This window comes from Paenibacillus sp. FSL R5-0341 (assembly GCF_037975235.1).
GTDB classification, from domain to species: Bacteria; Bacillota; Bacilli; order Paenibacillales; family Paenibacillaceae; genus Paenibacillus; species Paenibacillus amylolyticus_A.
The window spans coordinates 5,684,292-5,709,727 of the sequence record NZ_CP150241.1 but is presented as its reverse complement, the minus strand read 5'-3'; the positions used below and the strand labels follow the sequence as shown (position 1 = coordinate 5,709,727).

The 25,436-nt window shown below is 45.6% G+C and carries 38 protein-coding genes; all 38 read left to right on the top strand.

What is annotated here, in order from left to right; genetic code table 11:
- Positions 1-48 precede the first annotated feature (48 nt).
- The 38 genes from rpoC to truA all read left to right on the top strand — a co-directional run bounded on the left by rpoC (position 49) and on the right by truA (position 25,359).
- Positions 49-3,663 carry a DNA-directed RNA polymerase subunit beta' gene (rpoC, locus tag MKX75_RS25825; protein ID WP_062836179.1) on the top strand — a complete coding sequence of 1,205 codons (3,615 nt, stop codon included), beginning with the start codon at positions 49-51 and terminating at the stop codon, positions 3,661-3,663.
- A gap of 206 nt (positions 3,664-3,869) precedes the next feature.
- Positions 3,870-4,118: a ribosomal L7Ae/L30e/S12e/Gadd45 family protein gene (locus MKX75_RS25820; protein ID WP_017692069.1), complete on the top strand. Its 249-nt coding sequence runs from the start codon at positions 3,870-3,872 to the stop codon at positions 4,116-4,118.
- A gap of 153 nt (positions 4,119-4,271) precedes the next feature.
- Positions 4,272-4,694, top strand: a complete 423-nt coding sequence (gene rpsL, locus MKX75_RS25815; protein ID WP_017692070.1) for a 30S ribosomal protein S12 — start codon at positions 4,272-4,274, stop codon at positions 4,692-4,694.
- Between the two features lie 87 nt (positions 4,695-4,781).
- Complete coding sequence (gene rpsG, locus MKX75_RS25810; RefSeq protein WP_018753997.1) at positions 4,782-5,252, top strand: 30S ribosomal protein S7; 471 nt, start codon at positions 4,782-4,784, stop codon at positions 5,250-5,252.
- A gap of 49 nt (positions 5,253-5,301) precedes the next feature.
- The gene (gene fusA, locus MKX75_RS25805) at positions 5,302-7,380 is read left to right on the top strand and encodes an elongation factor G (RefSeq protein ID WP_062836180.1); all 2,079 of its coding nucleotides are present in this window, start codon (positions 5,302-5,304) and stop codon (positions 7,378-7,380) included.
- Between the two features lie 95 nt (positions 7,381-7,475).
- Positions 7,476-8,666 carry an elongation factor Tu gene (tuf, locus tag MKX75_RS25800; protein ID WP_062836181.1) on the top strand — a complete coding sequence of 397 codons (1,191 nt, stop codon included), beginning with the start codon at positions 7,476-7,478 and terminating at the stop codon, positions 8,664-8,666.
- Positions 8,667-9,103: 437 nt separating this feature from the next.
- Positions 9,104-9,412 carry a 30S ribosomal protein S10 gene (gene rpsJ, locus MKX75_RS25795; RefSeq protein ID WP_017692074.1) on the top strand — a complete coding sequence of 103 codons (309 nt, stop codon included), beginning with the start codon at positions 9,104-9,106 and terminating at the stop codon, positions 9,410-9,412.
- 46 nt (positions 9,413-9,458) lie between these two features.
- Positions 9,459-10,082, top strand: a complete 624-nt coding sequence (rplC, locus tag MKX75_RS25790) for a 50S ribosomal protein L3 (RefSeq protein ID WP_024633587.1) — start codon at positions 9,459-9,461, stop codon at positions 10,080-10,082.
- Positions 10,083-10,107: 25 nt separating this feature from the next.
- Positions 10,108-10,731: a 50S ribosomal protein L4 gene (gene rplD, locus MKX75_RS25785; RefSeq protein WP_017692076.1), complete on the top strand. Its 624-nt coding sequence runs from the start codon at positions 10,108-10,110 to the stop codon at positions 10,729-10,731.
- Complete coding sequence (gene rplW / locus MKX75_RS25780) at positions 10,731-11,021, top strand: 50S ribosomal protein L23 (protein ID WP_017692077.1); 291 nt, start codon at positions 10,731-10,733, stop codon at positions 11,019-11,021. Before rplD ends, rplW begins: the two co-directional genes overlap by 1 nt.
- Positions 11,022-11,051: 30 nt before the next feature.
- Positions 11,052-11,882, top strand: coding sequence for a 50S ribosomal protein L2 (gene rplB / locus MKX75_RS25775; protein ID WP_017692078.1), 831 nt, complete (start codon positions 11,052-11,054; stop codon positions 11,880-11,882).
- A gap of 71 nt (positions 11,883-11,953) precedes the next feature.
- The gene (gene rpsS / locus MKX75_RS25770) at positions 11,954-12,232 is read left to right on the top strand and encodes a 30S ribosomal protein S19 (RefSeq protein ID WP_062836183.1); all 279 of its coding nucleotides are present in this window, start codon (positions 11,954-11,956) and stop codon (positions 12,230-12,232) included.
- Positions 12,233-12,267: 35 nt separating this feature from the next.
- Complete coding sequence (gene rplV / locus MKX75_RS25765; protein ID WP_024633583.1) at positions 12,268-12,600, top strand: 50S ribosomal protein L22; 333 nt, start codon at positions 12,268-12,270, stop codon at positions 12,598-12,600.
- A 15-nt stretch (positions 12,601-12,615) separates the two neighbouring features.
- Positions 12,616-13,281 (top strand): 30S ribosomal protein S3, encoded by a 666-nt coding sequence (rpsC, locus tag MKX75_RS25760; protein WP_076334122.1) that lies wholly within the window; start codon positions 12,616-12,618, stop codon positions 13,279-13,281.
- A 2-nt stretch (positions 13,282-13,283) separates the two neighbouring features.
- Entirely contained in the window at positions 13,284-13,718 is a 435-nt protein-coding gene (gene rplP, locus MKX75_RS25755; RefSeq protein ID WP_017692082.1) for a 50S ribosomal protein L16, read from the top strand.
- Complete coding sequence (gene rpmC, locus MKX75_RS25750) at positions 13,708-13,905, top strand: 50S ribosomal protein L29 (protein WP_017692083.1); 198 nt, start codon at positions 13,708-13,710, stop codon at positions 13,903-13,905. The genes rplP and rpmC overlap by 11 nt, the downstream gene beginning before the upstream one ends.
- A gap of 48 nt (positions 13,906-13,953) precedes the next feature.
- Positions 13,954-14,220, top strand: coding sequence for a 30S ribosomal protein S17 (gene rpsQ / locus MKX75_RS25745; protein ID WP_017692084.1), 267 nt, complete (start codon positions 13,954-13,956; stop codon positions 14,218-14,220).
- Positions 14,221-14,254: 34 nt separating this feature from the next.
- On the top strand, positions 14,255-14,623 hold the full coding sequence (gene rplN, locus MKX75_RS25740; protein WP_017692085.1) for a 50S ribosomal protein L14: 369 nt from the start codon (positions 14,255-14,257) through the stop codon (positions 14,621-14,623).
- Between the two features lie 39 nt (positions 14,624-14,662).
- The gene (gene rplX / locus MKX75_RS25735) at positions 14,663-15,016 is read left to right on the top strand and encodes a 50S ribosomal protein L24 (protein ID WP_017692086.1); all 354 of its coding nucleotides are present in this window, start codon (positions 14,663-14,665) and stop codon (positions 15,014-15,016) included.
- Between the two features lie 32 nt (positions 15,017-15,048).
- Positions 15,049-15,591 (top strand): 50S ribosomal protein L5, encoded by a 543-nt coding sequence (gene rplE / locus MKX75_RS25730; RefSeq protein WP_062836185.1) that lies wholly within the window; start codon positions 15,049-15,051, stop codon positions 15,589-15,591.
- Positions 15,592-15,664: 73 nt separating this feature from the next.
- A complete protein-coding gene (locus MKX75_RS25725) occupies positions 15,665-15,850 on the top strand; it encodes a type Z 30S ribosomal protein S14 (RefSeq protein WP_013312154.1) in 186 nt (61 codons plus the stop codon).
- 32 nt (positions 15,851-15,882) lie between these two features.
- The gene (gene rpsH, locus MKX75_RS25720; protein WP_017692088.1) at positions 15,883-16,281 is read left to right on the top strand and encodes a 30S ribosomal protein S8; all 399 of its coding nucleotides are present in this window, start codon (positions 15,883-15,885) and stop codon (positions 16,279-16,281) included.
- 30 nt (positions 16,282-16,311) lie between these two features.
- The gene (gene rplF, locus MKX75_RS25715; protein ID WP_017692089.1) at positions 16,312-16,854 is read left to right on the top strand and encodes a 50S ribosomal protein L6; all 543 of its coding nucleotides are present in this window, start codon (positions 16,312-16,314) and stop codon (positions 16,852-16,854) included.
- A gap of 117 nt (positions 16,855-16,971) precedes the next feature.
- Positions 16,972-17,340 (top strand): 50S ribosomal protein L18, encoded by a 369-nt coding sequence (rplR, locus tag MKX75_RS25710; RefSeq protein ID WP_017692090.1) that lies wholly within the window; start codon positions 16,972-16,974, stop codon positions 17,338-17,340.
- A gap of 27 nt (positions 17,341-17,367) precedes the next feature.
- Positions 17,368-17,865, top strand: a complete 498-nt coding sequence (gene rpsE, locus MKX75_RS25705) for a 30S ribosomal protein S5 (RefSeq protein WP_017692091.1) — start codon at positions 17,368-17,370, stop codon at positions 17,863-17,865.
- A 13-nt stretch (positions 17,866-17,878) separates the two neighbouring features.
- Positions 17,879-18,064: a 50S ribosomal protein L30 gene (gene rpmD, locus MKX75_RS25700; RefSeq protein WP_017692092.1), complete on the top strand. Its 186-nt coding sequence runs from the start codon at positions 17,879-17,881 to the stop codon at positions 18,062-18,064.
- A gap of 43 nt (positions 18,065-18,107) precedes the next feature.
- A complete protein-coding gene (gene rplO, locus MKX75_RS25695) occupies positions 18,108-18,548 on the top strand; it encodes a 50S ribosomal protein L15 (protein ID WP_017692093.1) in 441 nt (146 codons plus the stop codon).
- A complete protein-coding gene (gene secY, locus MKX75_RS25690) occupies positions 18,548-19,846 on the top strand; it encodes a preprotein translocase subunit SecY (RefSeq protein WP_047841120.1) in 1,299 nt (432 codons plus the stop codon). Before rplO ends, secY begins: the two co-directional genes overlap by 1 nt.
- Before the next feature lie 90 nt (positions 19,847-19,936).
- The gene (locus MKX75_RS25685) at positions 19,937-20,581 is read left to right on the top strand and encodes an adenylate kinase (protein ID WP_076334121.1); all 645 of its coding nucleotides are present in this window, start codon (positions 19,937-19,939) and stop codon (positions 20,579-20,581) included.
- A gap of 3 nt (positions 20,582-20,584) precedes the next feature.
- Positions 20,585-21,337 carry a type I methionyl aminopeptidase gene (gene map, locus MKX75_RS25680; protein ID WP_062836189.1) on the top strand — a complete coding sequence of 251 codons (753 nt, stop codon included), beginning with the start codon at positions 20,585-20,587 and terminating at the stop codon, positions 21,335-21,337.
- Positions 21,338-21,347: 10 nt separating this feature from the next.
- Complete coding sequence (locus MKX75_RS25675; protein ID WP_062836190.1) at positions 21,348-21,656, top strand: KOW domain-containing RNA-binding protein; 309 nt, start codon at positions 21,348-21,350, stop codon at positions 21,654-21,656.
- 3 nt (positions 21,657-21,659) lie between these two features.
- The gene (infA, locus tag MKX75_RS25670; protein WP_017692098.1) at positions 21,660-21,875 is read left to right on the top strand and encodes a translation initiation factor IF-1; all 216 of its coding nucleotides are present in this window, start codon (positions 21,660-21,662) and stop codon (positions 21,873-21,875) included.
- A gap of 152 nt (positions 21,876-22,027) precedes the next feature.
- Positions 22,028-22,141 carry a 50S ribosomal protein L36 gene (gene rpmJ, locus MKX75_RS25665; RefSeq protein WP_003333770.1) on the top strand — a complete coding sequence of 38 codons (114 nt, stop codon included), beginning with the start codon at positions 22,028-22,030 and terminating at the stop codon, positions 22,139-22,141.
- Positions 22,142-22,161: 20 nt separating this feature from the next.
- Positions 22,162-22,530, top strand: coding sequence for a 30S ribosomal protein S13 (gene rpsM, locus MKX75_RS25660; RefSeq protein ID WP_062329455.1), 369 nt, complete (start codon positions 22,162-22,164; stop codon positions 22,528-22,530).
- 19 nt (positions 22,531-22,549) lie between these two features.
- Complete coding sequence (gene rpsK, locus MKX75_RS25655; protein WP_017692100.1) at positions 22,550-22,945, top strand: 30S ribosomal protein S11; 396 nt, start codon at positions 22,550-22,552, stop codon at positions 22,943-22,945.
- 136 nt (positions 22,946-23,081) lie between these two features.
- Positions 23,082-24,026, top strand: a complete 945-nt coding sequence (locus MKX75_RS25650) for a DNA-directed RNA polymerase subunit alpha (protein WP_017692101.1) — start codon at positions 23,082-23,084, stop codon at positions 24,024-24,026.
- A gap of 34 nt (positions 24,027-24,060) precedes the next feature.
- Positions 24,061-24,426 carry a 50S ribosomal protein L17 gene (gene rplQ / locus MKX75_RS25645; protein ID WP_017692102.1) on the top strand — a complete coding sequence of 122 codons (366 nt, stop codon included), beginning with the start codon at positions 24,061-24,063 and terminating at the stop codon, positions 24,424-24,426.
- A gap of 159 nt (positions 24,427-24,585) precedes the next feature.
- Entirely contained in the window at positions 24,586-25,359 is a 774-nt protein-coding gene (gene truA / locus MKX75_RS25640; RefSeq protein WP_076334120.1) for a tRNA pseudouridine(38-40) synthase TruA, read from the top strand.
- Positions 25,360-25,436 lie beyond the last annotated feature (77 nt).

Genomic DNA, 25,436 nt, shown 5'->3' with positions numbered 1-25,436 from the left:
GAGAGGGCGTAACCTAGAATACAGGAATTGGTTAAGGAGGGTTGCTCCTTGTTGGACGTCAACAATTTCGAATACATGAAGATCGGGCTTGCTTCCCCAGAGAAAATTCGTTCTTGGTCCCGCGGAGAAGTGAAAAAACCGGAAACGATCAACTATCGTACGTTGAAACCGGAAAAGGAAGGGCTGTTCTGCGAAAAGATTTTTGGCCCTACAAAAGACTGGGAATGTCATTGCGGTAAATACAAACGCGTCCGTTATAAAGGCGTTGTCTGTGATCGTTGTGGCGTTGAAGTAACACGTGCGAAAGTACGCCGCGAACGGATGGGCCATATTGAGCTCGCTGCTCCGGTATCGCATATCTGGTACTTCAAAGGTATTCCGAGCCGTATGGGTCTTGCGCTGGATATGTCTCCAAGATCACTCGAAGAGATTATTTATTTTGCATCATATGTTGTAACTGATCCAGGAGAAACTCCACTGGAGAAAAAACAGCTGTTGTCCGAGAAAGAATATCGCAGCTACCGTGAAAAATACGGATATGGTTTCCAGGCTGGCATGGGCGCAGAAGCGGTTAAAAAACTGCTCCAAGACCTTGATGTGGATAAAGAGCTTGAATTCCTGAAGGAAGAGCTCCGCACTGCACAAGGACAACGTCGTAATCGTGCAATCAAACGTCTGGAAGTTATCGAAGCATTCCGCAACTCCGGCAACAAGCCTGAGTGGATGATCATGGATGTACTTCCTGTTATCCCGCCGGAACTTCGTCCGATGGTACAGTTGGATGGTGGACGTTTTGCAACGTCTGACCTGAATGACCTGTACCGCCGTGTAATTAACCGGAATAATCGTCTGAAACGTCTGCTTGATCTTGGCGCGCCAGATATTATCGTGCAAAATGAAAAACGGATGTTGCAGGAAGCTGTTGACGCATTGATTGATAATGGTCGTCGCGGACGCCCGGTAACGGGTCCTGGTAACCGTCCTTTGAAATCCCTCAGCCACATGCTGAAAGGTAAACAAGGACGTTTCCGTCAGAACTTGCTCGGTAAACGGGTTGACTATTCTGGTCGTTCCGTTATCGTTGTCGGACCTTACCTGAAAATGTATCAGTGTGGTCTGCCAAAAGATATGGCACTTGAATTGTTCAAGCCTTTCGTTATGAAAGAGCTTGTAAATAAAGGGCTTGCCCACAACATCAAGAGCGCGAAACGTAAAGTTGAGCGTGTAAGTCCTGAAGTATGGGATGTTCTTGAAGAAGTAATTAAGGAGCATCCGGTTCTGTTGAACCGTGCCCCTACGCTTCACAGACTCGGTATTCAAGCATTTGAACCGATTCTCGTTGAAGGTAAAGCAATTCGTCTTCACCCGCTCGTATGTACGGCATACAATGCCGACTTTGACGGTGACCAAATGGCCGTGCACGTTCCGTTGTCCGCTGAAGCCCAAGCGGAAGCACGTATCCTGATGCTTGCATCGGGTAACATTTTGAACCCGAAAGACGGTAAACCGGTTGTTACTCCTTCCCAGGATATGGTGCTTGGTTCTTACTACCTCACTATGGACAACAAGGAAGAAAAGGGCACAGGTATGATCCTGCGTACAGTTAACGAAGCTGTATCGGCATACCAACGCGGCACTGCTGGTCTGCATGCGCGTGTGGCTATTCCGGTTAAGGCGCTTGGTAAAACAAGCTTCACGGAAGAACAGCAAGAAGGAATGTTGCTGACAACCATCGGTAAAATTATCTTTAATGAAATTTTCCCGGCAAGCTTCCCGTATATCAATGACGCGACTCGTGCGAACCTGTACCAAGGTACTGCAGATCACTCATTTGTATATGAAAAAGGAGCTGATCTCAGAGAAGCTATTATGAATGCTCCTCTGGCTGGCGGTGTCGGCAAAGAATATCTCGGTTCCATCATTGCACGTTGTTTTGAAATTTATCATACAACGGAAACAGCCGTTATTCTGGATAAAATCAAACAACTTGGATTCACGTACTCTACTCGTGCCGGTATTACGGTTGCGGTATCTGATGTTATCGTTCCGCCTGAGAAGTTTGAAATTCTTAGACAGTCTGAGGAAAAAGCACAAATCGTTACGAATCAGTACCGTCGTGGTCTGATTACGAATGAAGAGCGCTATGACCGTATCATTGATATCTGGTCAAAATCCAAAGATGACATCACTGAGATCCTGATGAAGTCCATGGATCGATACAACTCGATCATGATGATGGTAGACTCCAAAGCACGGGGTAACAAATCGCAAATCACCCAATTGGGCGGTATGCGTGGTCTGATGGCCAACCCATCCGGTCGAATTATCGAACTCCCAATCAAATCGAACTTCCGTGAAGGTCTGACAGTACTCGAGTACTTTATCTCCACTCACGGAGCGCGTAAAGGTTTGGCGGATACAGCCCTGCGTACAGCGGATTCAGGTTACCTGACTCGTCGTCTCGTAGACGTAGCCCAAGACGTAATCGTGCGTGATGACGATTGTGGTACAGATAAAGGCTTTACGGTAAGTCGTATCCAGGATGGTAAAGAGGTTATCGAAGATCTCTACGACCGTATTGAAGGCAGATACTGCTTCGAGACAGTTCGTCATCCGGAAACGAAAGAAATCATTGCAGGTCGCAATGAATTGATTGACTCCGATAAAGCAGAAGCGATCATCAAAGCGGGAATCACCAAATTGCAAATCCGCTCCGTACTCAGCTGCCGTGCAAGTCATGGTGTCTGCAAGAAGTGTTACGGTCGTAACCTTGCGACAGGTAAACACGTGGAGATTGGTGAAGCGGTTGGTATTATTGCAGCACAATCCATTGGTGAGCCGGGAACACAGCTTACAATGCGTACGTTCCACACCGGCGGTGTAGCCGGAGACGATATTACGCAAGGTTTGCCGCGTATCCAAGAGTTGTTTGAAGCTCGTAATCCTAAGGGTCAAGCAACAATCAGTGAGATTGATGGTGTAGTTAAAGAGATTCGCGAAGCGAAAGATCGTCGTGAAATTGAAATTCAAGGTGAAGCTGAATCCAAAGTATACTCCGTTACCTACGGTTCCCGTGTGCGCGTAAGCGAAGGCATGGAAATTGAAGCTGGTGACGAGTTGACAGATGGTTCCATCGATCCGAAAGAAATGCTGCGCATCAAAGGCGTACGTGGCGTACAAAACTACATTTTGCAGGAAGTACAGCGCGTATACCGTAACCAAGGCGTAGAAATCAATGACAAGCACGTTGAAGTTATGATCCGTCAAATGCTGCGTAAAATCCGCATCGTAGATGCAGGGGATACAACGCTGTTGCCAGGATCGTTCGTAGATACGCATGAGTACGAAAGAGCTAATAAAATTGCGATTCTTAGTGATAAAGAGCCAGCGGTTGCTAAACCAATCCTGCTCGGTATTACGAAAGCGTCCCTGGAAACAGACTCCTTCCTCTCGGCGGCTTCGTTCCAAGAAACTACACGTGTATTGACAGATGCAGCGATCAAAGGTAAAGTCGATCAGTTGCTCGGTCTGAAGGAAAATGTAATCATCGGTAAATTGATTCCTGCAGGTACTGGTATGCACCGTTACCGCAGCATCAAATTTGCTGAACCAGAAGATGGTCAATCTTCAGTAGAAGAGCTTGAGCCAGTTTCGGTTGATTAAATAGATTTCTTCTCTTTTAGAGGAAAATGAAAGTTTTGTACGTCAGGAGGCGGACGCTTGTATAATACAGGTGGACGATTCCTGATGTGCGTAAACTTTTGAAAAAATGTTTTAGGATTAGCATTGACATTGCTTGCGCTAGATGCTAATATATCAAAGGTGCGTGGGCAGCTGATTGTACATGGTTCTATTCGGAGGAATGCACAATGTCTAATGAAAAAGCCTTGCAAGATGCTCATGTCAAAATTGGTACCAAACAGACCATGCGGATGGTGCAGACAGGTATGGCTTCCGAAGTCTATGTCGCAGAAGATAGTGATCCGCAGCTCACTTCCAAAATCATTGCACTGTGTGAACAGCACAATGTGAAATGCACGAAAGTGGATACAATGAAAAATCTCGGCAAGGCTTGCGGGATTGGAGTGGGAGCAGCTATGGCTGCTGTCGTAAAATGATAGTGTAAGGAACGTTTTTGTCCGAGAACTTTTAAGGATTCTCCAAGGCAAAAACTTTTCATTTGTCTTTTTATGAACCGCCTGGGTCTGTGGACTTAGCGAAAAGAGGTTTATAAAGAAACATGAATATTTGAGGAAGGGGGTGGCAATCACATGCCAACTATTAACCAACTGGTTCGTAAAGGACGTCAAGCAAAAGTTGAGAAGTCAAAATCTCCAGCTTTGCAAAAAGGATTCAACGCTTTGAAACGTGAATCTACTAACATCAGTGCCCCACAAAAACGTGGTGTCTGCACTCGTGTAGGTACAATGACTCCACGTAAACCAAACTCTGCACTTCGTAAATATGCCCGTGTTCGTTTGACGAACCGTCTCGAGGTAACTGCTTATATCCCGGGAATCGGACATAACCTTCAAGAGCACAGTGTGGTATTGATCCGCGGAGGTAAAGTTAAAGACCTTGCAGGGGTTCGTTATCACATCGTTCGTGGAGCTCTCGATACTGCAGGCGTAAACAACCGTATGCAAGCTCGTTCGAAATACGGTGCTAAACGTCCAAAAGCTAAAAAAGCCTAAACTATTATAAGCAGAGAACCTGAGAGCCTTCTGGCTTAGGTCTGGAAGGTACAGGATCTGCTGAACAAGAAAGAAAGGGGGATATCCATGCCACGCAAAGGTCCAGTTACGAAAAGAGACGTGTTGCCAGATCCGGTATACAACAGCAAGTTGGTTACTCGTTTGATCAATCGCATCATGCTCGACGGAAAACGCGGTGTTGCTCAAAGCATTCTGTATAATGCGTTCAAGTTGATTCAAGAACGTACGGGTAATGACCCGATGGAAGTATTTGAAGCAGCAATCAAGAATATCATGCCAGTCCTGGAAGTTAAAGCTCGCCGTGTCGGCGGTGCCAACTACCAAGTACCAATCGAGGTAAAACCAGAGAGACGTACTGCTCTGGGACTACGTTGGCTCGTGAACTACTCCCGCAACCGCGGTGAGAAAACAATGGAAGAGCGTTTGGCGGCTGAGATCATCGACGCTTCCAACAACACAGGCGCTTCCGTTAAAAAACGTGAAGATACGCACAAAATGGCTGAAGCGAACAAAGCGTTTGCTCACTACCGTTGGTAGGATTCAGTTCACAATAAAAAAACTTCAATTTTGAAGGGAGACCCATTTCATGGCTAGAGAGTTCTCCTTGAAAAATACACGTAATATCGGGATCATGGCTCATATTGATGCGGGTAAAACCACGACAACTGAGCGGATCTTGTTCTACACAGGACGTACGCACAAAATCGGTGAAGTACACGAAGGCGCTGCGACAATGGACTGGATGGAACAGGAACAGGAGCGCGGAATTACGATTACTTCCGCTGCAACTACCGCTGCTTGGAAAGGCCACCGCGTTAATATTATTGATACCCCGGGACACGTTGACTTCACTGTTGAAGTTGAACGTTCCCTTCGTGTATTGGACGGAGCAGTTGGTGTATTCAGTGCGAAAGAAGGCGTTGAGCCTCAGTCCGAAACCGTATGGAGACAGGCTGACAAGTACGGCGTACCTCGTATCGCATATGTAAACAAAATGGATATCATCGGTGCTGACTTCCTGAACGTTGTATCTGACATGCGTGATCGCCTTCAAGCGAACGCTGTTGCGATTCAACTTCCAATCGGCGCTGAAAATGATTTCATCGGTATTATCGATATTGTTGAACAAAAGGCTCATATGTACAAAGATGACCTTGGTCAAAATATCGAAGAAACTGAAATTCCTGCGGAATTCAAAGAGCAAGTTGAAGAACTCCGTAACGAATTGATTGAGCGTGTTGCAGAATTGGATGAAGAATTGACAATGAAATACCTGGAAGGCGAAGAGATCACTATTGAAGAGATCAAAGGCGCACTCCGTAAAGGTGTTGTAGATGTTAAGATCTTCCCAGTTATCTGTGGATCCTCATACCGTAACAAAGGTGTTCAACTGATGTTGGATGCTGTTATCGACTACTTGCCAGCTCCAACAGATGTACCATCAATCACTGGTCATCTTGAAGATGGAACTGAAGCAGTTCGTAAGTCCTCTGATGAAGAGCCTTTCTCCGCATTGGCATTCAAAATCATGACTGACCCTTACGTTGGTAAATTGACATTCTTCCGCGTATACTCCGGTGTTCTTCAATCCGGTTCTTATGTATTGAATGCCACTAAAAACAAACGTGAGCGTATCGGTCGTATCCTTCAAATGCACGCGAACAGCCGTCAAGAGATCACTGAAGTTTACTCCGGTGACATTGCAGCTGCCGTAGGTTTGAAAGATACGGGTACAGGTGATACACTATGTGATGAGAAAAATCCGGTTATCCTGGAGTCAATGAACTTCCCTGATCCGGTTATCGAAATCGCCGTTGAACCTAAAACCAAAGCTGACCAAGATAAAATGGGTGTTGCTCTCGGCAAGTTGACTGAAGAGGATCCAACTCTTCGTGCTCATACTGATGAAGAAACAGGTCAAACAATCTTGGCAGGTATGGGTGAGCTTCACCTTGATATCATCATCGACCGTATGCGTCGTGAGTTCAAGGTTGAAACTACTGTGGGTAAACCACAAGTAGCTTACCGTGAAACATTCCGTGCTCCAGCGCGCGTTGAAGGTAAATTCGTACGTCAATCCGGTGGTCGTGGTCAATACGGTCACGTATGGGTTGAATTCGAACCTCTCGAGCCGGGTACAGGCAGCCAGTTCGAAAGTAAGGTTGTCGGTGGTTCCGTTCCAAGAGAATACATTCAACCTGCACTGTCAGGGATTGAAGAGCAAATGAAAAACGGCGTTATTGCAGGCTTCCCGCTTGTAGACGTTAAGGCTACAATTGTAGACGGATCTTACCATGATGTCGATTCCAATGAGATGGCATTTAAAATTGCCGGATCTATGGCGCTTAAAGCGGCTAAAGACAAGTGTAAACCAGTTCTGCTTGAGCCAATCATGAAAGTAGAAGTAACAGTTCCAGAAGAGTACATGGGTGACGTAATGGGTATGTTGAACTCCCGTCGTGGCCGCATCGAAGGTATGGATTCCCGTAGTGGAGCTCAAATCATCCGTGCTAAGGTACCTTTGTCTGAAATGTTTGGTTACTCTACAACTCTTCGTTCCGGTACTCAAGGACGCGGCGTATTCTCCATGGAACTCTCCCACTATGAAGAAGTTCCTAAGAGCATCGCTGAAGAAATCGTTGCTAAAACAAAAGGCACCGAGTAGTTTTCTCACACTGGATGCAAGTGCATAAGAATTTATTTCGGAGCACTTCATTCAGTGAAAACATAAAATTATAATTTTAAGGAGGCCACGTTCAAATGGCAAAGGCTAAATACGAACGTAATAAACCCCACGTTAACATCGGTACTATCGGTCACGTCGATCACGGTAAAACAACTCTGACTGCTGCAATCACAACTGTATTGTCTAAAACTTACGGTGGTGCTGCTGTAGCATTCGACCAAATCGACAAAGCTCCAGAAGAGCGCGAGCGCGGTATCACTATCTCCACAGCACACGTTGAGTACGAAACTGACACTCGTCACTACGCTCACGTAGACTGCCCAGGTCACGCCGACTATGTTAAAAACATGATCACTGGCGCGGCACAAATGGACGGAGCTATCTTGGTAGTATCCGCAGCTGACGGCCCAATGCCACAAACTCGTGAGCACATCTTGCTCTCCCGTCAAGTAGGCGTACCTTACATTGTTGTATTCTTGAACAAATGTGACATGGTTGAAGACGAAGAGTTGTTGGAATTGGTTGAGATGGAAGTTCGCGACCTTCTTAACGAATATGAGTTCCCAGGTGACGATACTCCAATCACTCGTGGATCCGCTCGTGAAGCACTGGCAAACCCAGATGGCGAATGGGCTCAAAAAATCGTTGAGATGTTCAAAGAGATCGACACTTATATCCCACTGCCTGAGCGTCAAACTGACAAGCCTTTCTTGATGCCTGTCGAGGACGTATTCTCCATCACTGGTCGTGGTACTGTTGCTACTGGCCGTGTAGAGCGTGGTACTGTTAAAGTCGGCGAAGAGATTGAAATCGTTGGTATCACTGAAGAAACTAAAAAATCTGTTGTAACAGGCGTTGAGATGTTCCGCAAATTGCTGGATTCCGCTCAAGCTGGTGACAACATCGGAGCACTTCTTCGTGGTGTTGACCGTAACAACATCGAGCGTGGCCAAGTTTTGGCTAAACCGGGTTCTGTTAAGCCTCACACAGAATTCACAGCTCAAATCTACGTTCTGACTAAAGAAGAGGGCGGACGTCACAAACCATTCTTCACTGGTTACCGTCCACAGTTCTACTTCCGTACAACTGACGTAACAGGCATCATCAACTTGCCTGAAGGTACTGAAATGGTAATGCCTGGTGATAACATCACTGTTACTGTTTCCCTGATCTCCCCAATCGCGATTGAAGAAGGAACTAAGTTCTCCATTCGTGAAGGCGGACGTACAGTAGGTGCCGGTTCCGTAGCATCTATCCAAAAATAATTCGGCTTAACGCTGAATAAAGCATATGCAACAGTGTACTGGAACGAGTAACATTGTATTGTAACGAAGCTTCGGAAGAGTTCTTTATCCGACATCGGATAAAGAACTCTTTTATTATGTGTAAAGTTTCGGAACCTGCGTCATACGAAATGAACATCATTTACGAGTTTAGAAGGATTGGCAAGGCAGCCTGGATATTGAAGAAAAACACTGCAATAAACGAAGTCATTTCGTCAGAAAAGATAAGTTTAAATGTTTTTCTTAAATATGCTTGCAATACGCCCATCTTTTCTATATAATAATGAATGTTGTTCTGTGACGTTGCGATGATGTGAGAGGTTACTGGCACACCCGGCCCCTTTGCCATGGGACAGTGGCTAGAAAATTTTCACGGAGTATGTCCGATAAAAAATTGGGCGATAGAAGGAGGGACTAAAATGGCAAAGCAAAAAATTCGTATTCGTTTGAAAGCTTACGACCACAGAATTCTTGATCAATCCGCGGAGAAAATTGTTGAAACAGCAAAACGTTCGGGTGCAGGTGTATCCGGTCCGATTCCGCTTCCTACTGAAAAACAAATCATTACTATTCTTCGTGCGGTGCACAAGTACAAGGATTCTCGGGAGCAATTCGAACAACGCACACATAAGCGTTTGATCGACATCGTTAACCCGACTCCACAAACTGTGGATGCCTTGATGCGCTTGGATCTGCCGTCCGGTGTAGATATCGAAATTAAATTGTAATACAAGCTACAACAAAGACCATGTATAAAGGAAAAGAGGTGTCAACATGAAAGCAATCTTAGGAAAAAAACTCGGAATGACTCAAGTATTTACTCCTGAAGGTAACGTAGTTCCAGTAACGGTTATCGAAGCAGGCCCTTGTGTTGTTTTGCAAAAGAAAGACATTGAGAATGATGGCTACGAAGCGATTCAAATCGGTTACTCCGATAAGAAAGAGAAAAATGCTAACAAGCCAGAAGCAGGTCACGCTAAAAAAGCGAACACTGCCCCTAAGCGCTACGTTCGTGAAGTTCGCGGTATCAACATCGCAGAATATGAAGTTGGCCAAGAACTGAAAGCTGACATTTTCGCTGAAGGCGAATTCGTTGACGTAACGGGTATTTCTAAAGGTAAAGGTTTTGCCGGCGTTATCAAACGTTGGGGACAAAGCACTGGACCTATGTCACACGGTTCGCGTTACCACCGTGGCCCTGGTTCAATGGGTTCGATCCAAGCTAACCGCGTTCCTAAAGGCAAACGCCTGCCAGGACACATGGGACATGACACAGTTACAATCCAACGTCTTGAAGTAGTTAAAGTAGACGCTGAGCGTAACGTGTTGCTCGTGAAAGGTTCCATTCCTGGACCGAAAAACAGTCTCATTAAAGTTAAAGAAACGGTGAAAAAATAACCACTGAAGAAAGGAGGAACACAAAATGCCAAAAGTATCAGTTTACAATGTAGATGGTAGCCAAGTAGGCGAAGTTGAATTGAACGATGCGGTTTTCGGAATTGAACCGAACCAACACGTTCTGTACGATGCAGTTCTTATGCAACGCGCTTCCCTTCGTCAAGGTACCCACAAAGTAAAAGGACGTTCTGAAGTACGTGGCGGTGGACGTAAGCCTTGGAAACAAAAAGGTACAGGTCGCGCTCGTCAAGGTTCAATTCGTTCACCACAATGGAAAGGCGGCGGTATCGTATTTGGTCCAACACCACGGAGCTATGCGTATAAACTGCCTAAGAAAGTTCGCCGCTTGGCGATCAAATCAGCCCTTTCATCTAAAGTGCTTGACAATGACATTATCGTTTTGGACGCTCTCACGTTGAGCACGCCTAAAACTAAAGAATTCGCAGCCATCTTGAGTAACCTCAAAGTGGGACGTAAAGCTTTGATCGTAGCTCCTAGCTATGATGATAATGTAGCTCTTTCCGCACGGAATATTCCAGGCGTGAAATTCGTAGCTGCTGACGGCATTAATGTTCTTGACGTGCTTTCGCACGACAAATTGATCATTACGAAAGAAGCAGTTCAGAAGGTAGAGGAGGTGCTCGCGTAATGAAGGATCCTCGTGATATTGTAAAACGTCCGATTATTACGGAACGTACTGCTGACATGATGAACGACTTGAAATATGTATTTGAAGTCGATATCCGTGCAAACAAAACCGAGATCAAAAAGGCAGTAGAAGCTATTTTCAACGTAAAAGTGAAAAACGTGAACACGCTTCGTGTTCCAGCTAAGCCAAAACGGTACGGACGTTATTCCGGATATACTAGCGAATGGAAAAAAGCGTTTGTAACGCTGACAAAAGACAGCAAAACGCTTGAGTTCTTTGAAACTGTATAATTGAATTTTTGAAGTAAGGAGGGAAACCCAGTGCCAATCAAAAAGTATAAACCAACATCCCCGGCAAGACGGAACATGTCCGTTTCTACATTTGAGGAAATCACCACAAATCAGCCGGAGAAATCGTTGTTGGCCCCGTTGAGCAAACAAGCAGGCCGCAACAACCAAGGTAAAATTACAGTTCGTCACCATGGTGGTGGACACAAACGTAAATACCGTATCATCGACTTCAAACGTACTAAAGATGGAATACCGGGCCGCGTTGCTACGATTGAGTATGACCCGAACCGTACATCTAACATCGCTCTGATTCACTACGCTGATGGTGAGAAACGTTATATCATCGCTCCTAAAGGTTTGAAAGTTGGAGATCAAGTATTCTCCGGACCTGAATCAGACATCAAAATCGGTAACGCACTGCCGCTTGAAAACATTCCAGTAGGTACCGTTATCCATAACATCGAGTTGAAACCAGGTAAAGGCGGACAATTGGTTCGTGCTGCTGGTACAGAAGCTCAATTGCTTGGTAAAGAAGAAAAATACGTTTCCGTTCGTCTCTCTTCCGGAGAAGTTCGTCGTATTTTGAAAGTTTGCCGCGCGACAATCGGATCTGTTGGTAACCAAGACCACGAGCTCATCAAAATCGGTAAAGCCGGTCGTAGCCGTTGGTTGGGTAAACGTCCTGAGGTTCGTGGTGTAGTAATGAACCCTAACGATCACCCACACGGTGGTGGTGAAGGTCGTGCTCCAATCGGACGTAAATCGCCAATGTCACCATGGGGTAAACCTACTCTTGGTTACAAAACGCGTAAGAAAAATAAAGCTTCTGATAAATACATCATTCGCCGCCGCACGAAGTAATACACACTGTGCATAACTTCGTGAGGCATCTGCGGATGCATAATAGCTACGTTTGAAGGGAGGATCTCCACATGGGTCGCAGTTTGAAAAAAGGGCCATTCATTGATGGCTACATGCTCAAAAAGGTAGAAGAGATGGAAGCTTCAGGTAAGAAGAACGTAATCAAAACCTGGTCCCGTCGTTCTACAATTTTCCCACAATTCATCGGACACACATTTGGCGTTTACGATGGTCGTAAACACGTGCCAGTGTATGTAACTGAGGACATGGTTGGACACAAACTGGGTGAGTTCGCTCCAACCCGTACGTACAAAGGCCATACTGATGATGATAAGAAAACAAGAAGATAAATGAACATCTTTAATGTTTGAGAGGAGGTTACACAATGGAAGCAAAAGCACATGCTAAGTTTATCCGGATTGCTCCTCGTAAAGTTCAACTCGTTGTTGACTTGATTCGCGGCAAGCAAGTAGGTGAGGCGGTTGCCATTCTCCGTCACACTCCGAAATCCGCTTCTCCTATCGTTGAGAAGTTGCTTAACTCCGCTATTGCGAATGCGGAACATAACTATTCTTTAGATGTTAATAACTTGGTTATCTCGCAAGCTTACGTGAACCAAGGACCGACAATGAAACGTTTCCGCCCTCGTGCAATGGGACGTGCAAGTCGTATTAACAAACGTACTAGCCACATCACTTTGGTGGTATCTGAGAAGTAGAAGGAGGGGAAATGTGTGGGCCAAAAGGTAAATCCAGTCGGACTCCGTGTCGGAATTATCCGTGACTGGGAATCTAAGTGGTATGCAGGCAAAGACTTCGGTGATCTTTTGATGGAAGACGTGAAAATTCGTGAATTCCTGAAAAATAAATTGAAAGACTCCGCTTTATCTCGTGTAGAAATTGAGAGAGCGGCTAACCGCGTAAACGTAACGATTCACACTGCTAAACCAGGTATGGTTATTGGTAAGGGTGGTTCGGAAGTTGAAAATCTTCGTAACCAAATTACGAAAATTGCTGGCGGTAAAAAAGTACACATCAACATTTCTGAAATTAAGAACCAAGACCTGGACGCTGTTCTTGTAGCTGAAAGCATTGCACAACAATTGGAACGTCGCGTTTCTTTCCGTCGTGCTCTGAAACAAGCAATTCAAAGAACTATGCGCTCTGGTGCTAAAGGTATCAAAACTCAAGTAGGCGGACGTCTTGGCGGTGCTGAGATCGCACGTTCTGAAGGCTACAGCGAAGGAACTGTTCCACTGCACACACTGCGTGCTGACATTGACTATGGTACAGCAGAGGCTCATACTACTTACGGACGTATCGGCGTAAAAGTATGGATCTATCGTGGAGAGGTTCTTCCTACGGCTAAGAAACAAGCTGCTAAGGAAGGAGGCAACTAATCATGTTGGTACCAAAACGTGTAAAACACCGTAAGCAACAACGTGGACATATGAAGGGCCAAGCTAAAGGCGGAACGACTCTGAACTTTGGCGAATACGGTCTGCAAGCTACGGAACCGGCTTGGATTACGAACCGTCAGATCGAAGCGGCTCGTATTGCGATGACTCGTTACATCAAACGTGGTGGTAAAGTTTGGATCAAAATTTTCCCAGACAAACCAATCACTCAAAAGCCTCTCGAGGTTCGGATGGGTAGCGGTAAAGGTAACGTAGAAAAATGGGTTGCAGTAGTGAAACCAGGTAAGATCATGTTTGAACTTGCTGGTGTACCGGAGGAAATTGCACGCGAAGCAATGCGTCTTGCCGCTCACAAACTGCCAATCAAAACGAAGTTCGTGAAACGTGAAGAATTGGGTGGTGAAGCAAATGAAAGCTAGTGAATTTCGCAACCTAACCTCTGCTGAAATCGAGCAAAAGATTGCCGGATTTAAAGAAGAACTCTTTAACCTCCGCTTTCAATTAGCTACCGGTCAGCTGGATAACCCGACTCGCATCCGTGATGTGCGGAAAGAAATAGCTCGTGCTAAAACCATTATCCGTGAGAGAGAATTGGGAATCGGTTAATTAGGGATAGGATGTACAATCCGTCCGTAATCAGGAAGGAGGCCAACAATGAGCGAAGAACGTAACGCACGTAAAGTGCAAACTGGTAAAGTGGTCAGCGATAAAATGGACAAAACAATTGTTGTTGCTGTAGAAACTTACAAAAAACACAACTTGTACCATAAGCGCATTAAGGTTACTAAAAAATTCAAAGCACATGACGAAGAAAACACTGCGAAAATCGGTGACACGGTGAAAATCATGGAGACTCGTCCGCTTTCGAAAGATAAACGCTGGAGACTTACTGAAATCGTAGAAAAAGCGGTTATCATCTAATGCTCAGCAGCACTGCTGAAAGGAGGAATACTAAATGATTCAACCATTTACACGTTTGACTGTGGCTGACAACTCCGGTGCGAAGGAACTGATGTGTATCCGCGTACTCGGCGGTACGGGACGTCGTACAGCTCAAATCGGTGATCTGATCGTTTGTTCTGTAAAACAAGCAACACCAGGCGGCGTTGTCAAAAAAGGTGATGTAGTTAGAGCGGTTGTCGTTCGTACGAAACGTTCTGTACGTCGTAAAGACGGTTCCTACATCGGTTTTGATGAAAATGCAGCGGTAGTTGTAAAAGACGACAGAAGCCCACGTGGAACACGTATTTTCGGACCAGTTGCTCGCGAACTTCGCGATAAAGACTTCATGAAAATCGTTTCCTTGGCTCCAGAAGTTATCTAAAGCTTAATCTCGTGATGTTAGAAACAGGAGGTGTACGAAATGCCAAGAGTGAAAAAAGTTCTGGAATCCCATAACAACAAACTTCACGTTAAAAAGGAAGATACGGTTATGGTGATCAGCGGTAAAGACAAAGGTAAAAAAGGCCGTGTCATCGCTGCTTATCCTCGTGAGAACCGCGTCCTTGTGGAAGGTGTTAACATGGTGAAAAAACACCAGAAGCCTAACCAGCAAAATCCGCAAGGCGGCATTATCGAGAAGGAAGCTCCGATTCACGTTTCCAACGTAATGCACATCGATCCGAAGAGCGGAAAAGTAACCCGTGTAGGTTACAAAGTTTTGGATAACGGAAAGAAAGTGCGCGTTGCTAAACGTTCCGGAGAAATTATCGACTAATTGAACCGAATGAGAAAGGAGGGCTATGATTCATGGCATCAAGAATGAAAGAACGTTACCTGCAAGAAATCGCTCCTGCTTTGATGCAGAAGTTTAACTATACAACGGTAATGCAAGTGCCGAAAATCGAGAAAATCGTTATCAACATGGGTGTGGGCGACGCTGTCCAAAACTCCAAAGTGTTGGATTCCGCAGTAAGCGATTTGCAACTGATCGCAGGTCAAAAACCTGTAATCACTCGTGCTAAAAAATCTATCGCAGGATTCAAACTGCGTGAGAATATGCCTATCGGTGTTAAAGTAACATTGCGCGGCGAGCGTATGTACTTCTTCCTCGATAAACTGTTCAACGTAACGCTTCCTCGTGTCCGCGACTTCCGCGGTGTATCGAGCAAAGCTTTCGACGGACGTGGTAACTACACACTGGGTCTGAAAGAGCAATTGATCTTCCCAGAGATCGAGTATGATAAAGTTGATAAAGTCCGCGGTATGGATATTGTCATCGTAACAACGGCGAAAACAGACGAAGAGTCCCGCGAATTGCTCACGCAAATGGGAATGCCTTTCGTTAAGTAATGTTGGCATAACGTTTCCGGGTGTCTGGAAAGACTCCCTTTTCTCCGAAATTATTTAGGAGGTGTCAGGCTAAGTGGCAAAAACTTCGATGAAAGTTAAACAACAACGTACACCAAAGTTCAAAGTACGTGCATATACACGCTGTGAGCGTTGCGGACGTCCACATTCGGTCCTGCAAAAGTTCAAAATTTGCAGAATTTGCTTCCGTGAATTAGCTTATAAAGGCCAGATCCCTGGCGTGAAAAAAGCAAGCTGGTAAAAAGTCCTGAACGGGAAGGAGGTTAACTCACAATGACTATGTCTGATCCAATTGCAGATATGCTTACTCGTATTCGTAACGCGAACACTGTTCGTCACGAAACGGTAGAAATGCCTGCTTCGACAATGAAAAAACAAATCGCCGATATCCTGAAGCGTGAAGGTTTCATCCGTGACGCTGAAGTTATCGATGATAACAAACAAGGGATTATCCGTGTTTTCCTGAAATACGGTCAAAATAACGAGCGCGTTATCACTGGTCTGAAAAGAATCAGTAAACCTGGTCTTCGTGTTTACACGAAAAGCAACGAAGTACCTCGTGTACTTGGTGGCCTGGGAATCGCGATCATCTCGACATCTAAAGGTATCATGACGGACAAAGAAGCTCGTCAATCGAAATCCGGCGGAGAAGTCGTTTGCTACGTTTGGTAATATAACGTCACAAGATAGGAGGTGCAACATATGTCTCGTATTGGTCGCAAACCAATCACAGTACCAAGTGGTGTAGACATCACCCTGGACAACACCGTTATTACGGTAAAAGGACCAAAAGGAACTTTGACTCGTGAGCTTCATAAAGACATGAAGGTTACAGTTGAAAATAACGAAATCACAGTTGTGCGTCCTTCCGATAACAAAACTCACCGTTCTTTGCACGGCACAACGCGTAGCGTTGTAAACAATATGGTGAGCGGCGTTACTGAAGGATTCGCAAAATCTCTGGAATTGGTTGGGGTCGGATATCGTGCAAGCAAATCCGGAGATAAAATCGTTCTGAACGTTGGCTACTCTCACCCGGTTGAAATTACACCGGAAGCGGGAATCGAATTCGAAGTACCTTCGAATACGAAAATCATCGTTCGCGGAATCGATAAAGAGCGTGTAGGTGCTTACGCTGCTAAAATCCGTTCCGTTCGTGAACCTGAGCCGTACAAAGGTAAAGGTATCAAATATGAAGGCGAGCGTATCATCCGTAAGGAAGGTAAAGCCGGTAAGAAGAAATAAGATTTCTCTTACCGCCTTTGCGCGGCTTTCGGCTTGCTTGCTTCGTGTGTTTCTAATATACCCCGTGGCTTCTGCTTTGAAGCCAGCGAGGTAACCTGAAAGGAGTGAATCTTTGAGATGATTACGAAACCAGATAAAAATAAGGCTCGTCTGAAAAGACACCTTCGTGTTCGTAAGAAAATCCAAGGAACGGCAGCACGTCCTCGTTTGAACGTATTCCGTTCTGGTAAACATATGTATGCTCAAATCATCGATGATGTTGCTGGTGTAACAATCGCTTCCGCGTCTACCGTAGACAAAGAATTGAGCACTGACATCAAAAATGGTGCATCTGTTGAATCAGCTCGTAAAGTTGGCGAACTCGTTGCTAAACGTGCGAAAGACAAAGGTGTTTCCAACATCGTATTTGACCGTAGCGGTTATCTGTACCATGGTCGTATCGCAGCTTTGGCTGAAGCGGCTCGTGAAGCAGGACTTGAGTTTTAAGATATTTTTCAAAAGGAGGTTAACGACTTGCGTGTAGATCCGAATACTTTGGAACTGACTGAAAGAGTTGTAAATATTAATCGCGTAGCTAAAGTAGTAAAAGGCGGACGCCGTTTCAGCTTTAGCGCACTGGTTGTAGTCGGCGACGGCAACGGCTGGGTTGGAGCTGGTATCGGTAAAGCGGGCGAAGTACCTGATGCAATTCGCAAAGGTATTGAAGACGCTAAGAAAAACCTTGTACACGTTCCACTCGTAGGAACATCGATTCCTCACTTGGTAACAGGTAAGTTCGGCGCAGGACGCGTGCTGTTGAAACCAGCATCTGAAGGTACTGGTGTTATCGCTGGTGGTCCTGTACGTGCGGTTCTCGAACTTGCTGGTGTAGGTGACATTTTGACAAAATCTCTGGGTTCTTCGAATTCCATGAACATGGTCAATGCGACTTTGGAAGGTTTGTCCCGTTTGAAGCGTGCTGAAGACGTGGCTAAACTGCGCGGAAAATCCGTCGAAGAGCTTCTGGGTTAAGGAGGGAATTCTCATGGCTAAATTAGAAATTACCCTCGTCCGCAGCTTGATCGGACGTCCGGAGACGCAAAGAACAACTGTGAAAACATTGGGTTTGCGCAAAATCAATAGCAAAGTGGTACAAAACGATAATCCTGCCATCCGTGGTATGATTAACAAAGTAAGCCACTTGGTTGCTGTTAAAGAAGTAGAAGCTTAAAAACGGGTTAATCCCACAAATCTTTAAGGAGGTGCAACGAACGATGAAGTTACATGAGCTTTCACCATCTCCTGGATCCCGCAAAGAACGTAAACGTCTTGGTCGCGGTCCAAGTAGTGGTACAGGTAAAACATCAGGTCGCGGTCACAAAGGACAAAATTCCCGTTCTGGCGGTGGAGTTCGTCCAGGCTTCGAAGGTGGACAAAATCCATTGTATCGTCGCTTGCCAAAACGTGGTTTTGTAAACCCAACTCGCAAAGAATATGCAGTTGTGAATACTGAAGACCTGAACAGTTTTGCTGCGGGTACTGAAGTAACTCCAGAATTCTTGATGACGAATGGCGTAGTTAAAAACGCTAAATCCGGAATCAAAATCCTGGGTAACGGTGATGTCACTGTGAAGCTGACTGTTAAAGCTAACAAGTTTTCTCAATCTGCTATTGAGAAAATTGAAGCTGCCGGCGGTACAACTGAGGTGATTTAATGTTCAAGACCCTAAAGAATATCTGGCGGGTTGAAGATCTGCGCAAAAGGGTATTATTTACCCTTTTTGTACTGATCATTTACCGCATCGGCTCCTTTGTTCCCGTACCGGGAGTTAACAAAGATGTGTTCGAAGCGACAAATTCTGCGGGTAAAGAAGTTTTTGGACTTCTAAATACGTTCTCGGGTGGAGCGCTCTTCCAGTTCTCGATATTTGCGCTCGGGATCGTGCCTTACATCACTGCGTCTATCATAGTACAGTTGCTTTCCATGGACGTTATTCCTAAATTAGCGGAGTGGGCAAAGCAAGGTGAACAAGGTAAGAAGAAATCTGCACAGTTGACCCGTTACTTAACCATCGGGCTGGCATTGATTCAAGCGTTTGGTACGTCGATCGGATTCAACCGCTTGTACAATACAGAGATGGTGCCTAACGCTACATTTGCAGATTATATCTTGATCGCGATTGTACTTACGGCCGGTACTTCATTCCTGATGTGGCTTGGTGAGCAAATCACCGAGAAGGGCATAGGAAACGGGATTTCGATCTTGATCTTTGCGGGTATCCTATCAACGGTGCCTAATATTATCAAACAAACCATCGAATCCGACTTCATTCAACCTGACCAACTGTTTATGAATATTCTTAAAGGTGTAATCATCGCAATTGTTATTGTGCTGATCATCATAGGGGTCATTTACATTCAGCAGGCGATTCGGAAAATTCCGGTACAGTACGCTAAACGTGTCGTAGGTAACAAAATGTACGGTGGACAGAATACACATATCCCGCTGAAAATTAATGCAGCAGGTGTTATCCCTGTCATCTTCGCATCATCGCTGTTGATGTTCCCAACGATCATCGCCAACTTCTGGGCAGATCGCCTATGGGCACAGTGGATCGGACAGAACTTGACTACACACAAACCTCTCGGTATGTTGCTGTATGTCGTGATGATCTTCGGTTTCACATTCTTCTATACTTTCGTACAGATGAATCCACAGCAGATGGCTGATAATATGAAAAAGAACGGCGGTTACATCCCAGGCATTCGCCCGGGTAAAGCAACCGAGAAATATCTGACCCGTGTCATGACTCGTTTGACAATGGCCGGAGCCATCTTCTTGGCAGTCATTTCCGTTCTGCCTGTATTCTTAGGGGCACTTTCTGGTTTGCCTCAATCTGCGCAAATTGGAGGAACATCCCTCCTGATCGTTATCGGTGTTGCGCTGGATACGATGAAGCAAATCGAAAGCCAATTGATCAAACGCCACTACAAAGGTTTTATCAATAAATAGGCAATAGGTACCGGTCGAGTGAAGATTTACTTGCCGGCACCTATTGTGCTGTTTGTTGATGTAGGGTAGTCTTGGAGGGAGTGACATAACGTGAACATCCTATTCATGGGCCCTCCGGGGGCAGGAAAAGGAACGCAAGCAGACGTCATCGTGAAAGAGTTCGGTATTCCCCATATTTCAACAGGCGATGCATTTCGTCTCGCGATCAAACAGGGAACTCCCATTGGCATGAAAGCCAAGGAATATATGGATCAAGGATTGCTTGTACCAGATGATGTAACCATTGGCATCGTTGAAGAACGTTTGCAGCAGCCTGACTGCAGAAAAGGTTTCCTCTTGGACGGATTTCCAAGAACCCTTTCGCAAGCAGAAGCGCTCGATGGCATTCTGGATCGATTGAACTCAGGTCTCGATCATGTAATCAACCTGAAAGTGGATCGCAACAAATTGCTCGCCCGTTTGACGGGTCGTCGAATTTGTAAGAACTGTGGTTCCACTTATCATGTGGTATTCAATCCGCCTAAGCAGGAAGGTATTTGTGATAAATGCGCCGGTGAGTTGTATCAACGCTCTGATGATAATGAAGAGAGTGTAGGTACCCGACTGGACGAGTATATCAACAAAACAGCACCACTCCTCACGTTCTATGAGACTAAAGGTCTTCTTCGTCAAATGAACGGAGAACAGGATATCGATCAAGTTTCTCAAGAAATCGTGTCCTTACTGAGAGGTTAATTGATGATCATTGGTAAGTCCGAAACGGAACTGGGCTTGATGAGGGAAGCAGGGAGAATTGTTGCGGAAACGCATCGTCTCTTGGCAGAGCATATCGCTCCCGGTATTACGACTGGAGAACTTGACCATATGGCCGATCAATACATCCGCAGTCAAGGAGCTGTGCCGTCTTTCAAAGGTTATAACGGTTTCCCTGCCAGTGTGTGCGCTTCAGTAAATGAAGAGTTGGTACATGGATTTCCCGGCAAACGCAAGTTGAACGAGGGCGATATCGTTACGTTTGACATTGGCGCGCAGTACCAGGGGTATCATGGAGATTCCGCCTGGACTTATCCGGTCGGCCGTATTTCCGAAGAAGCCCGTCGTCTTCTGGACGTTACCGAGGCTTCGTTATACGCAGGTCTGGCGCTGGTAAAACCGGACGTTCGCTTGTTTACAATATCTCATGCGATTCAGAAATATATTGAAGATGAAGGGTTCTCCGTAGTGCGTGAATATGTCGGTCACGGCATAGGCGCGGATCTGCACGAAGAACCACAGATTCCGAACTATGGTCTTCCCGATCGGGGACCACGGCTTAAAGCGGGCATGGTGCTGGCCATAGAGCCGATGGTTAACGTAGGTAGACGGTATGTGAAAACGTTGGAAGATAACTGGACTGTCGTCACAGTTGATGGAACGTTATGTGCCCACTTTGAACACACCGTAGCAGTTACACCAGATGGTATGGAAATTTTCACGAAACTGAATGCGTAGGTGATAAGGCATGAACAATCAGTCTAATCCGCAGCTCGGTCAACTTGTGAAGATCCGTAAAGGCCGCAATGCGGACCAAGCCGCAGTAATTGTTGCTATAGCGGACAGTAGGTTCGTATATATTGCGGATGGAGACAAACGTAAGTTTGATCAACCCAAGAAGAAGAATCTTCTTCATCTTGAACTCCAACCCATGATTAGCAGCGAGGTTGTGAACAGTTTAAACGAGTGTGGTCGGGTGACAAATGGAAAGCTCCGCTATGCGGTTCATTCATTTCTGGAATCCACCAACATTCAAGCTGAAGAGAAAGGAGACTGACTAATGGCCAAGGAAGATGTCATTGAAGTGGAAGGTACGGTTCTCGAACCGCTACCGAATGCAACATTCAAGGTTGAGCTTGAGAACGGTCATCAAATTCTCGCTCACGTTTCCGGAAAACTGCGGATGCACTTTATCCGTATCCTGACTGGAGACAAAGTAGTTGTTCAGTTGTCGCCTTATGATTTAACAAAAGGTCGTATAACTTACCGTAAATAGTAGTAGACAGTTGCAATGAACTGTGAAGCTTATGAAGCGGGTTTTGCCCGGCAAAACTTGCGAAAGCTTCGAAGCCGGTTTTACAATAGTAGAACAAGGTCAATGCTTACGAAGAGGGTTTTGCTAAGCAAAACTTTGAGGAGGTAATTCACATGAAGGTAAGACCTTCGGTCAAGCCGATTTGCGAAAAATGCAAAGTCATTCGCCGCAAAGGGAATGTTATGGTTATCTGTGAAAATCCGAAACACAAACAAAAACAAGGTTAAAGAAGGGGGTGTAGCGTAAAATGGCACGTATAGCTGGTGTGGATTTGCCACGTGATAAGCGCGTTGAGATCGCCTTGACTTATATTTTCGGAATCGGTAAAACGACTTCCCAGAAAATTCTGAGCACAACAGGCATCAATCCGGACACTCGTGTTCGTGATTTGACGGAAGATGAAGTCAGCAAATTGCGTGAAAGTATCGATAAAGAGGTCAAAGTAGAAGGTGACCTGCGTCGAGAAATCTCTTTGAATATTAAACGTTTGACGGAGATCGGTTGTTACCGTGGAGTTCGTCATCGTCGTGGTCTGCCTGTTCGTGGACAACGTACGAAAACGAATGCTCGTACTCGTAAAGGTCCTCGTCGTACAGTAGCGAACAAGAAGAAATAATAAGGGGGGATAAGAGAAAATGGCTAAACCGAAAAAAGTCGTACGTACTAAACGTCGTGACCGTAAGAATATTGAATCTGGCGTGGCGCATATCCGTTCCACTTTCAATAACACTATCGTTACTATTACGGATCCTCACGGAAATGCAATTTCGTGGGCAAGCTCAGGCGGCCTCGGATTCAGAGGTTCCCGTAAATCGACTCCGTTTGCTGCACAAATGGCTGCTGAGACTGCTGCCAAAGCTGCAATGGAACATGGGATGAAAGCCGTTGAGGTTATGGTTAAAGGACCAGGCGCAGGCCGTGAAGCAGCGATCCGCTCTTTGCAAGCTGCTGGTCTTGAAGTTAACCTGATCAAAGACGTAACTCCAGTCCCGCATAACGGATGCCGTCCTCCAAAACGTCGTCGTGTCTAATGAGATTTGCCCCTGCGTGTGGTATATTTCCGGCACAATCTGCTAATAATGGTTGTTTAGGCATACTACTACATGTTTTCGCAAGAGAAGGTAAATGTTTCATAGAGGACCGACGTTTTGAAGGAGGGGTATTGCAGTGATTGAAATCGAAAAGCCGAAAATTGAGACGGTAGACGTCAACGATGATGGCACCTATGGGAAATTCGTAGTAGAACCGCTTGAGCGCGGATACGGTACGACGCTTGGAAACTCGCTTCGCCGAATCTTGCTCTCGTCACTGCCGGGTGCGGCAGTGTCTTCGGTTCAAATCGATGGCGTTCTGCATGAATTTGCTACAGTTCCTGGCGTAATGGAAGATGTTACGGAGGTTATTCTTAACCTGAAAGCTTTGTCGCTTAAGATTCATTCGGATGAGGAGAAAGTGCTCGAGATTGATGCTGAAGGCGAAGGAGCAATTACGGCTGGAGATATCCGTGCTGACTCCGATGTGGAAATCCTTAACCCGGATTTGCACATTGCTACGCTCGGACCAGGTTCGAGACTTCACATGCGTATTTTTGCCAATCGCGGTCGCGGCTACGTCCAGGCAGATCGGAATAAACGCGATGACCAGCCGATCGGCGTCATCCCAGTCGATTCCATCTTCACCCCGATCAGTCGCGTTAACTACGCTGTGGAAAATACGCGTGTCGGTCAAGTGACCAACTATGACAAGCTCACGTTGGAAGTTTGGACTGATGGAAGTATTCGTCCTGAAGAGGCTGTAAGCCTTGGCGCTAAAATTTTGACTGAGCATTTGATGCTCTTCGTGGGTCTTACAGACGAAGCGAAAGATGCAGAGATCATGGTCGAAAAAGAAGAAGACAAAAAAGAAAAAGTACTCGAAATGACGATCGAAGAGCTGGATCTCTCTGTTCGTTCCTACAACTGCCTCAAACGTGCCGGTATTAATACTGTGCAAGAGCTGACTACGAAAACGGAAGAAGACATGATGAAAGTCCGTAACCTCGGACGCAAGTCTTTGGAAGAAGTTCAAGAGAAGCTTGAGGAACTTGGTTTGGGACTCCGTACAGAAGAATAGACAGCCGAGTGCTTGAAGTGAAGGAGGGAAAACAATGGCATACCAAAAGTTGGGCCGTAATTCCAGCGCACGTAAAGCTTTGTTCCGTGACCTGGTAACCGACCTGTTCTTATACGAACGCATTCAGACAACTGAAGCGAAAGCAAAAGAGGTTCGCTCTATTGCTGAAAAACTGATCACTAAAGCGAAAAAGGGAGATCTTCATGCCCGTCGCCAAGTGGCAGCTTATGTTCGCCGCGAAACTATCGATGGTGAGCAGGATGCAATCCAAAAACTGTTTAGCGAATTGTCCGGTCGTTACGCTGAGCGTCCAGGTGGATACACTCGTATCCTGAAACTGGGACCTCGTCGTGGTGACGCAGCGCCAATGGTTTACTTGGAACTGGTAGACCGCGCGTAAAACAGATGAGATGAGGAAAGGGGACAGAATCAACGATTCTGGATTAACCCTTTTTTTCTCTTCATTTCGGAATTCGTGCTGTAATAGAAGCTCCGTAAGGGGCTTCTTTTGCTGTTCGGGATAGGGATATGTATAGTATGGAACAAAGGTGTGGTAATAATGCGGAACTTATGTATGACGTTAAGTTATGATGGCACTGCCTACTACGGCTTCCAAGTACAGCCGGGAGGGAATACCATTCAGGACCATCTTGAAGATGCGATTCGTGCTTTGACCGGTGAGACTGTTAAGATTACAGGTTCAGGACGAACAGATGCAGGCGTTCACGCTCGCAGACAGATCTTCAATTTTCCTACGGAGTCCCAGATCCCGATTGAACGTTGGTGTATTGCACTCAACTCCAGACTACCATCCGATATTGTCGTTATTGATGCGATTGAAGTTTCGGCTGATTTTCATTCTCGCTATGCAGCGAAAAAGAAAACGTATCGTTATACAGTCAATGCGAATCAATTTCCGGATGTATTCAACAGAAGATTGCAGTATCATCATCATGCGAAGCTGGACGTTAGGGCAATGCAGGAGGGATTGCGTCATTTCATAGGGACGTATGACTTTACCTCTTTTGCTTCACGCAAGTCCCAGAAAGAGAATCACGTACGTTCGGTATACGAAGCATGGATGGAAGTGGACCGATCAATGTGCAGAGACCATCCGCGCGATCAGGGTGTCATTCACATTTATGTGAGTGGTAACGGCTTTTTGCAGCATATGGTTCGTATCATTGTAGGGACACTGCTGGAGATCGGAGAGGGCAAACGGGAAGCCTCTGATGTACCGAATATGATTGCTGCATGTAATCGATCTGCTGCAGGACCTACTGCAGTTAGCTGCGGTTTAATGCTCTGGGATCTTGAATACAAAAAAGATTAAATTTGGTGAGTGAAAAGCTTAATTAACACTTGCGATTTAATCGCCTATCATGTAATATAAAAGTTGTGTTTTCTTAA

What these genes read in the sequence shown, in the direction of transcription:
- rplP (WP_017692082.1), top strand. Translation starts at nt 13,284, where the DNA reads ATGTTGGTACCAAAACGTGTAAAACACCGTAAGCAACAACGTGGACAT.
- rpsS (WP_062836183.1), top strand. Translation starts at nt 11,954, where the DNA reads ATGGGTCGCAGTTTGAAAAAAGGGCCATTCATTGATGGCTACATGCTC.
- rplN (WP_017692085.1), top strand. Translation starts at nt 14,255, where the DNA reads ATGATTCAACCATTTACACGTTTGACTGTGGCTGACAACTCCGGTGCG.
- rpsG (WP_018753997.1), top strand. Translation starts at nt 4,782, where the DNA reads ATGCCACGCAAAGGTCCAGTTACGAAAAGAGACGTGTTGCCAGATCCG.
- MKX75_RS25820 (WP_017692069.1), top strand. Translation starts at nt 3,870, where the DNA reads ATGTCTAATGAAAAAGCCTTGCAAGATGCTCATGTCAAAATTGGTACC.
- rplW (WP_017692077.1), top strand. Translation starts at nt 10,731, where the DNA reads ATGAAGGATCCTCGTGATATTGTAAAACGTCCGATTATTACGGAACGT.
- rpsL (WP_017692070.1), top strand. Translation starts at nt 4,272, where the DNA reads ATGCCAACTATTAACCAACTGGTTCGTAAAGGACGTCAAGCAAAAGTT.
- rpsM (WP_062329455.1), top strand. Translation starts at nt 22,162, where the DNA reads ATGGCACGTATAGCTGGTGTGGATTTGCCACGTGATAAGCGCGTTGAG.
- rplO (WP_017692093.1), top strand. Translation starts at nt 18,108, where the DNA reads ATGAAGTTACATGAGCTTTCACCATCTCCTGGATCCCGCAAAGAACGT.
- rpmD (WP_017692092.1), top strand. Translation starts at nt 17,879, where the DNA reads ATGGCTAAATTAGAAATTACCCTCGTCCGCAGCTTGATCGGACGTCCG.
- rplD (WP_017692076.1), top strand. Translation starts at nt 10,108, where the DNA reads ATGCCAAAAGTATCAGTTTACAATGTAGATGGTAGCCAAGTAGGCGAA.
- tuf (WP_062836181.1), top strand. Translation starts at nt 7,476, where the DNA reads ATGGCAAAGGCTAAATACGAACGTAATAAACCCCACGTTAACATCGGT.
- rplQ (WP_017692102.1), top strand. Translation starts at nt 24,061, where the DNA reads ATGGCATACCAAAAGTTGGGCCGTAATTCCAGCGCACGTAAAGCTTTG.
- rpsK (WP_017692100.1), top strand. Translation starts at nt 22,550, where the DNA reads ATGGCTAAACCGAAAAAAGTCGTACGTACTAAACGTCGTGACCGTAAG.
- rplR (WP_017692090.1), top strand. Translation starts at nt 16,972, where the DNA reads ATGATTACGAAACCAGATAAAAATAAGGCTCGTCTGAAAAGACACCTT.
- rplV (WP_024633583.1), top strand. Translation starts at nt 12,268, where the DNA reads ATGGAAGCAAAAGCACATGCTAAGTTTATCCGGATTGCTCCTCGTAAA.
- truA (WP_076334120.1), top strand. Translation starts at nt 24,586, where the DNA reads ATGCGGAACTTATGTATGACGTTAAGTTATGATGGCACTGCCTACTAC.
- rplE (WP_062836185.1), top strand. Translation starts at nt 15,049, where the DNA reads ATGGCATCAAGAATGAAAGAACGTTACCTGCAAGAAATCGCTCCTGCT.
- rpsQ (WP_017692084.1), top strand. Translation starts at nt 13,954, where the DNA reads ATGAGCGAAGAACGTAACGCACGTAAAGTGCAAACTGGTAAAGTGGTC.
- map (WP_062836189.1), top strand. Translation starts at nt 20,585, where the DNA reads ATGATCATTGGTAAGTCCGAAACGGAACTGGGCTTGATGAGGGAAGCA.
- rplC (WP_024633587.1), top strand. Translation starts at nt 9,459, where the DNA reads ATGAAAGCAATCTTAGGAAAAAAACTCGGAATGACTCAAGTATTTACT.
- rpmJ (WP_003333770.1), top strand. Translation starts at nt 22,028, where the DNA reads ATGAAGGTAAGACCTTCGGTCAAGCCGATTTGCGAAAAATGCAAAGTC.
- infA (WP_017692098.1), top strand. Translation starts at nt 21,660, where the DNA reads ATGGCCAAGGAAGATGTCATTGAAGTGGAAGGTACGGTTCTCGAACCG.
- rpsJ (WP_017692074.1), top strand. Translation starts at nt 9,104, where the DNA reads ATGGCAAAGCAAAAAATTCGTATTCGTTTGAAAGCTTACGACCACAGA.
- fusA (WP_062836180.1), top strand. Translation starts at nt 5,302, where the DNA reads ATGGCTAGAGAGTTCTCCTTGAAAAATACACGTAATATCGGGATCATG.
- secY (WP_047841120.1), top strand. Translation starts at nt 18,548, where the DNA reads ATGTTCAAGACCCTAAAGAATATCTGGCGGGTTGAAGATCTGCGCAAA.
- MKX75_RS25675 (WP_062836190.1), top strand. Translation starts at nt 21,348, where the DNA reads ATGAACAATCAGTCTAATCCGCAGCTCGGTCAACTTGTGAAGATCCGT.
- rpmC (WP_017692083.1), top strand. Translation starts at nt 13,708, where the DNA reads ATGAAAGCTAGTGAATTTCGCAACCTAACCTCTGCTGAAATCGAGCAA.
- rpsH (WP_017692088.1), top strand. Translation starts at nt 15,883, where the DNA reads ATGACTATGTCTGATCCAATTGCAGATATGCTTACTCGTATTCGTAAC.
- rplF (WP_017692089.1), top strand. Translation starts at nt 16,312, where the DNA reads ATGTCTCGTATTGGTCGCAAACCAATCACAGTACCAAGTGGTGTAGAC.
- rplX (WP_017692086.1), top strand. Translation starts at nt 14,663, where the DNA reads ATGCCAAGAGTGAAAAAAGTTCTGGAATCCCATAACAACAAACTTCAC.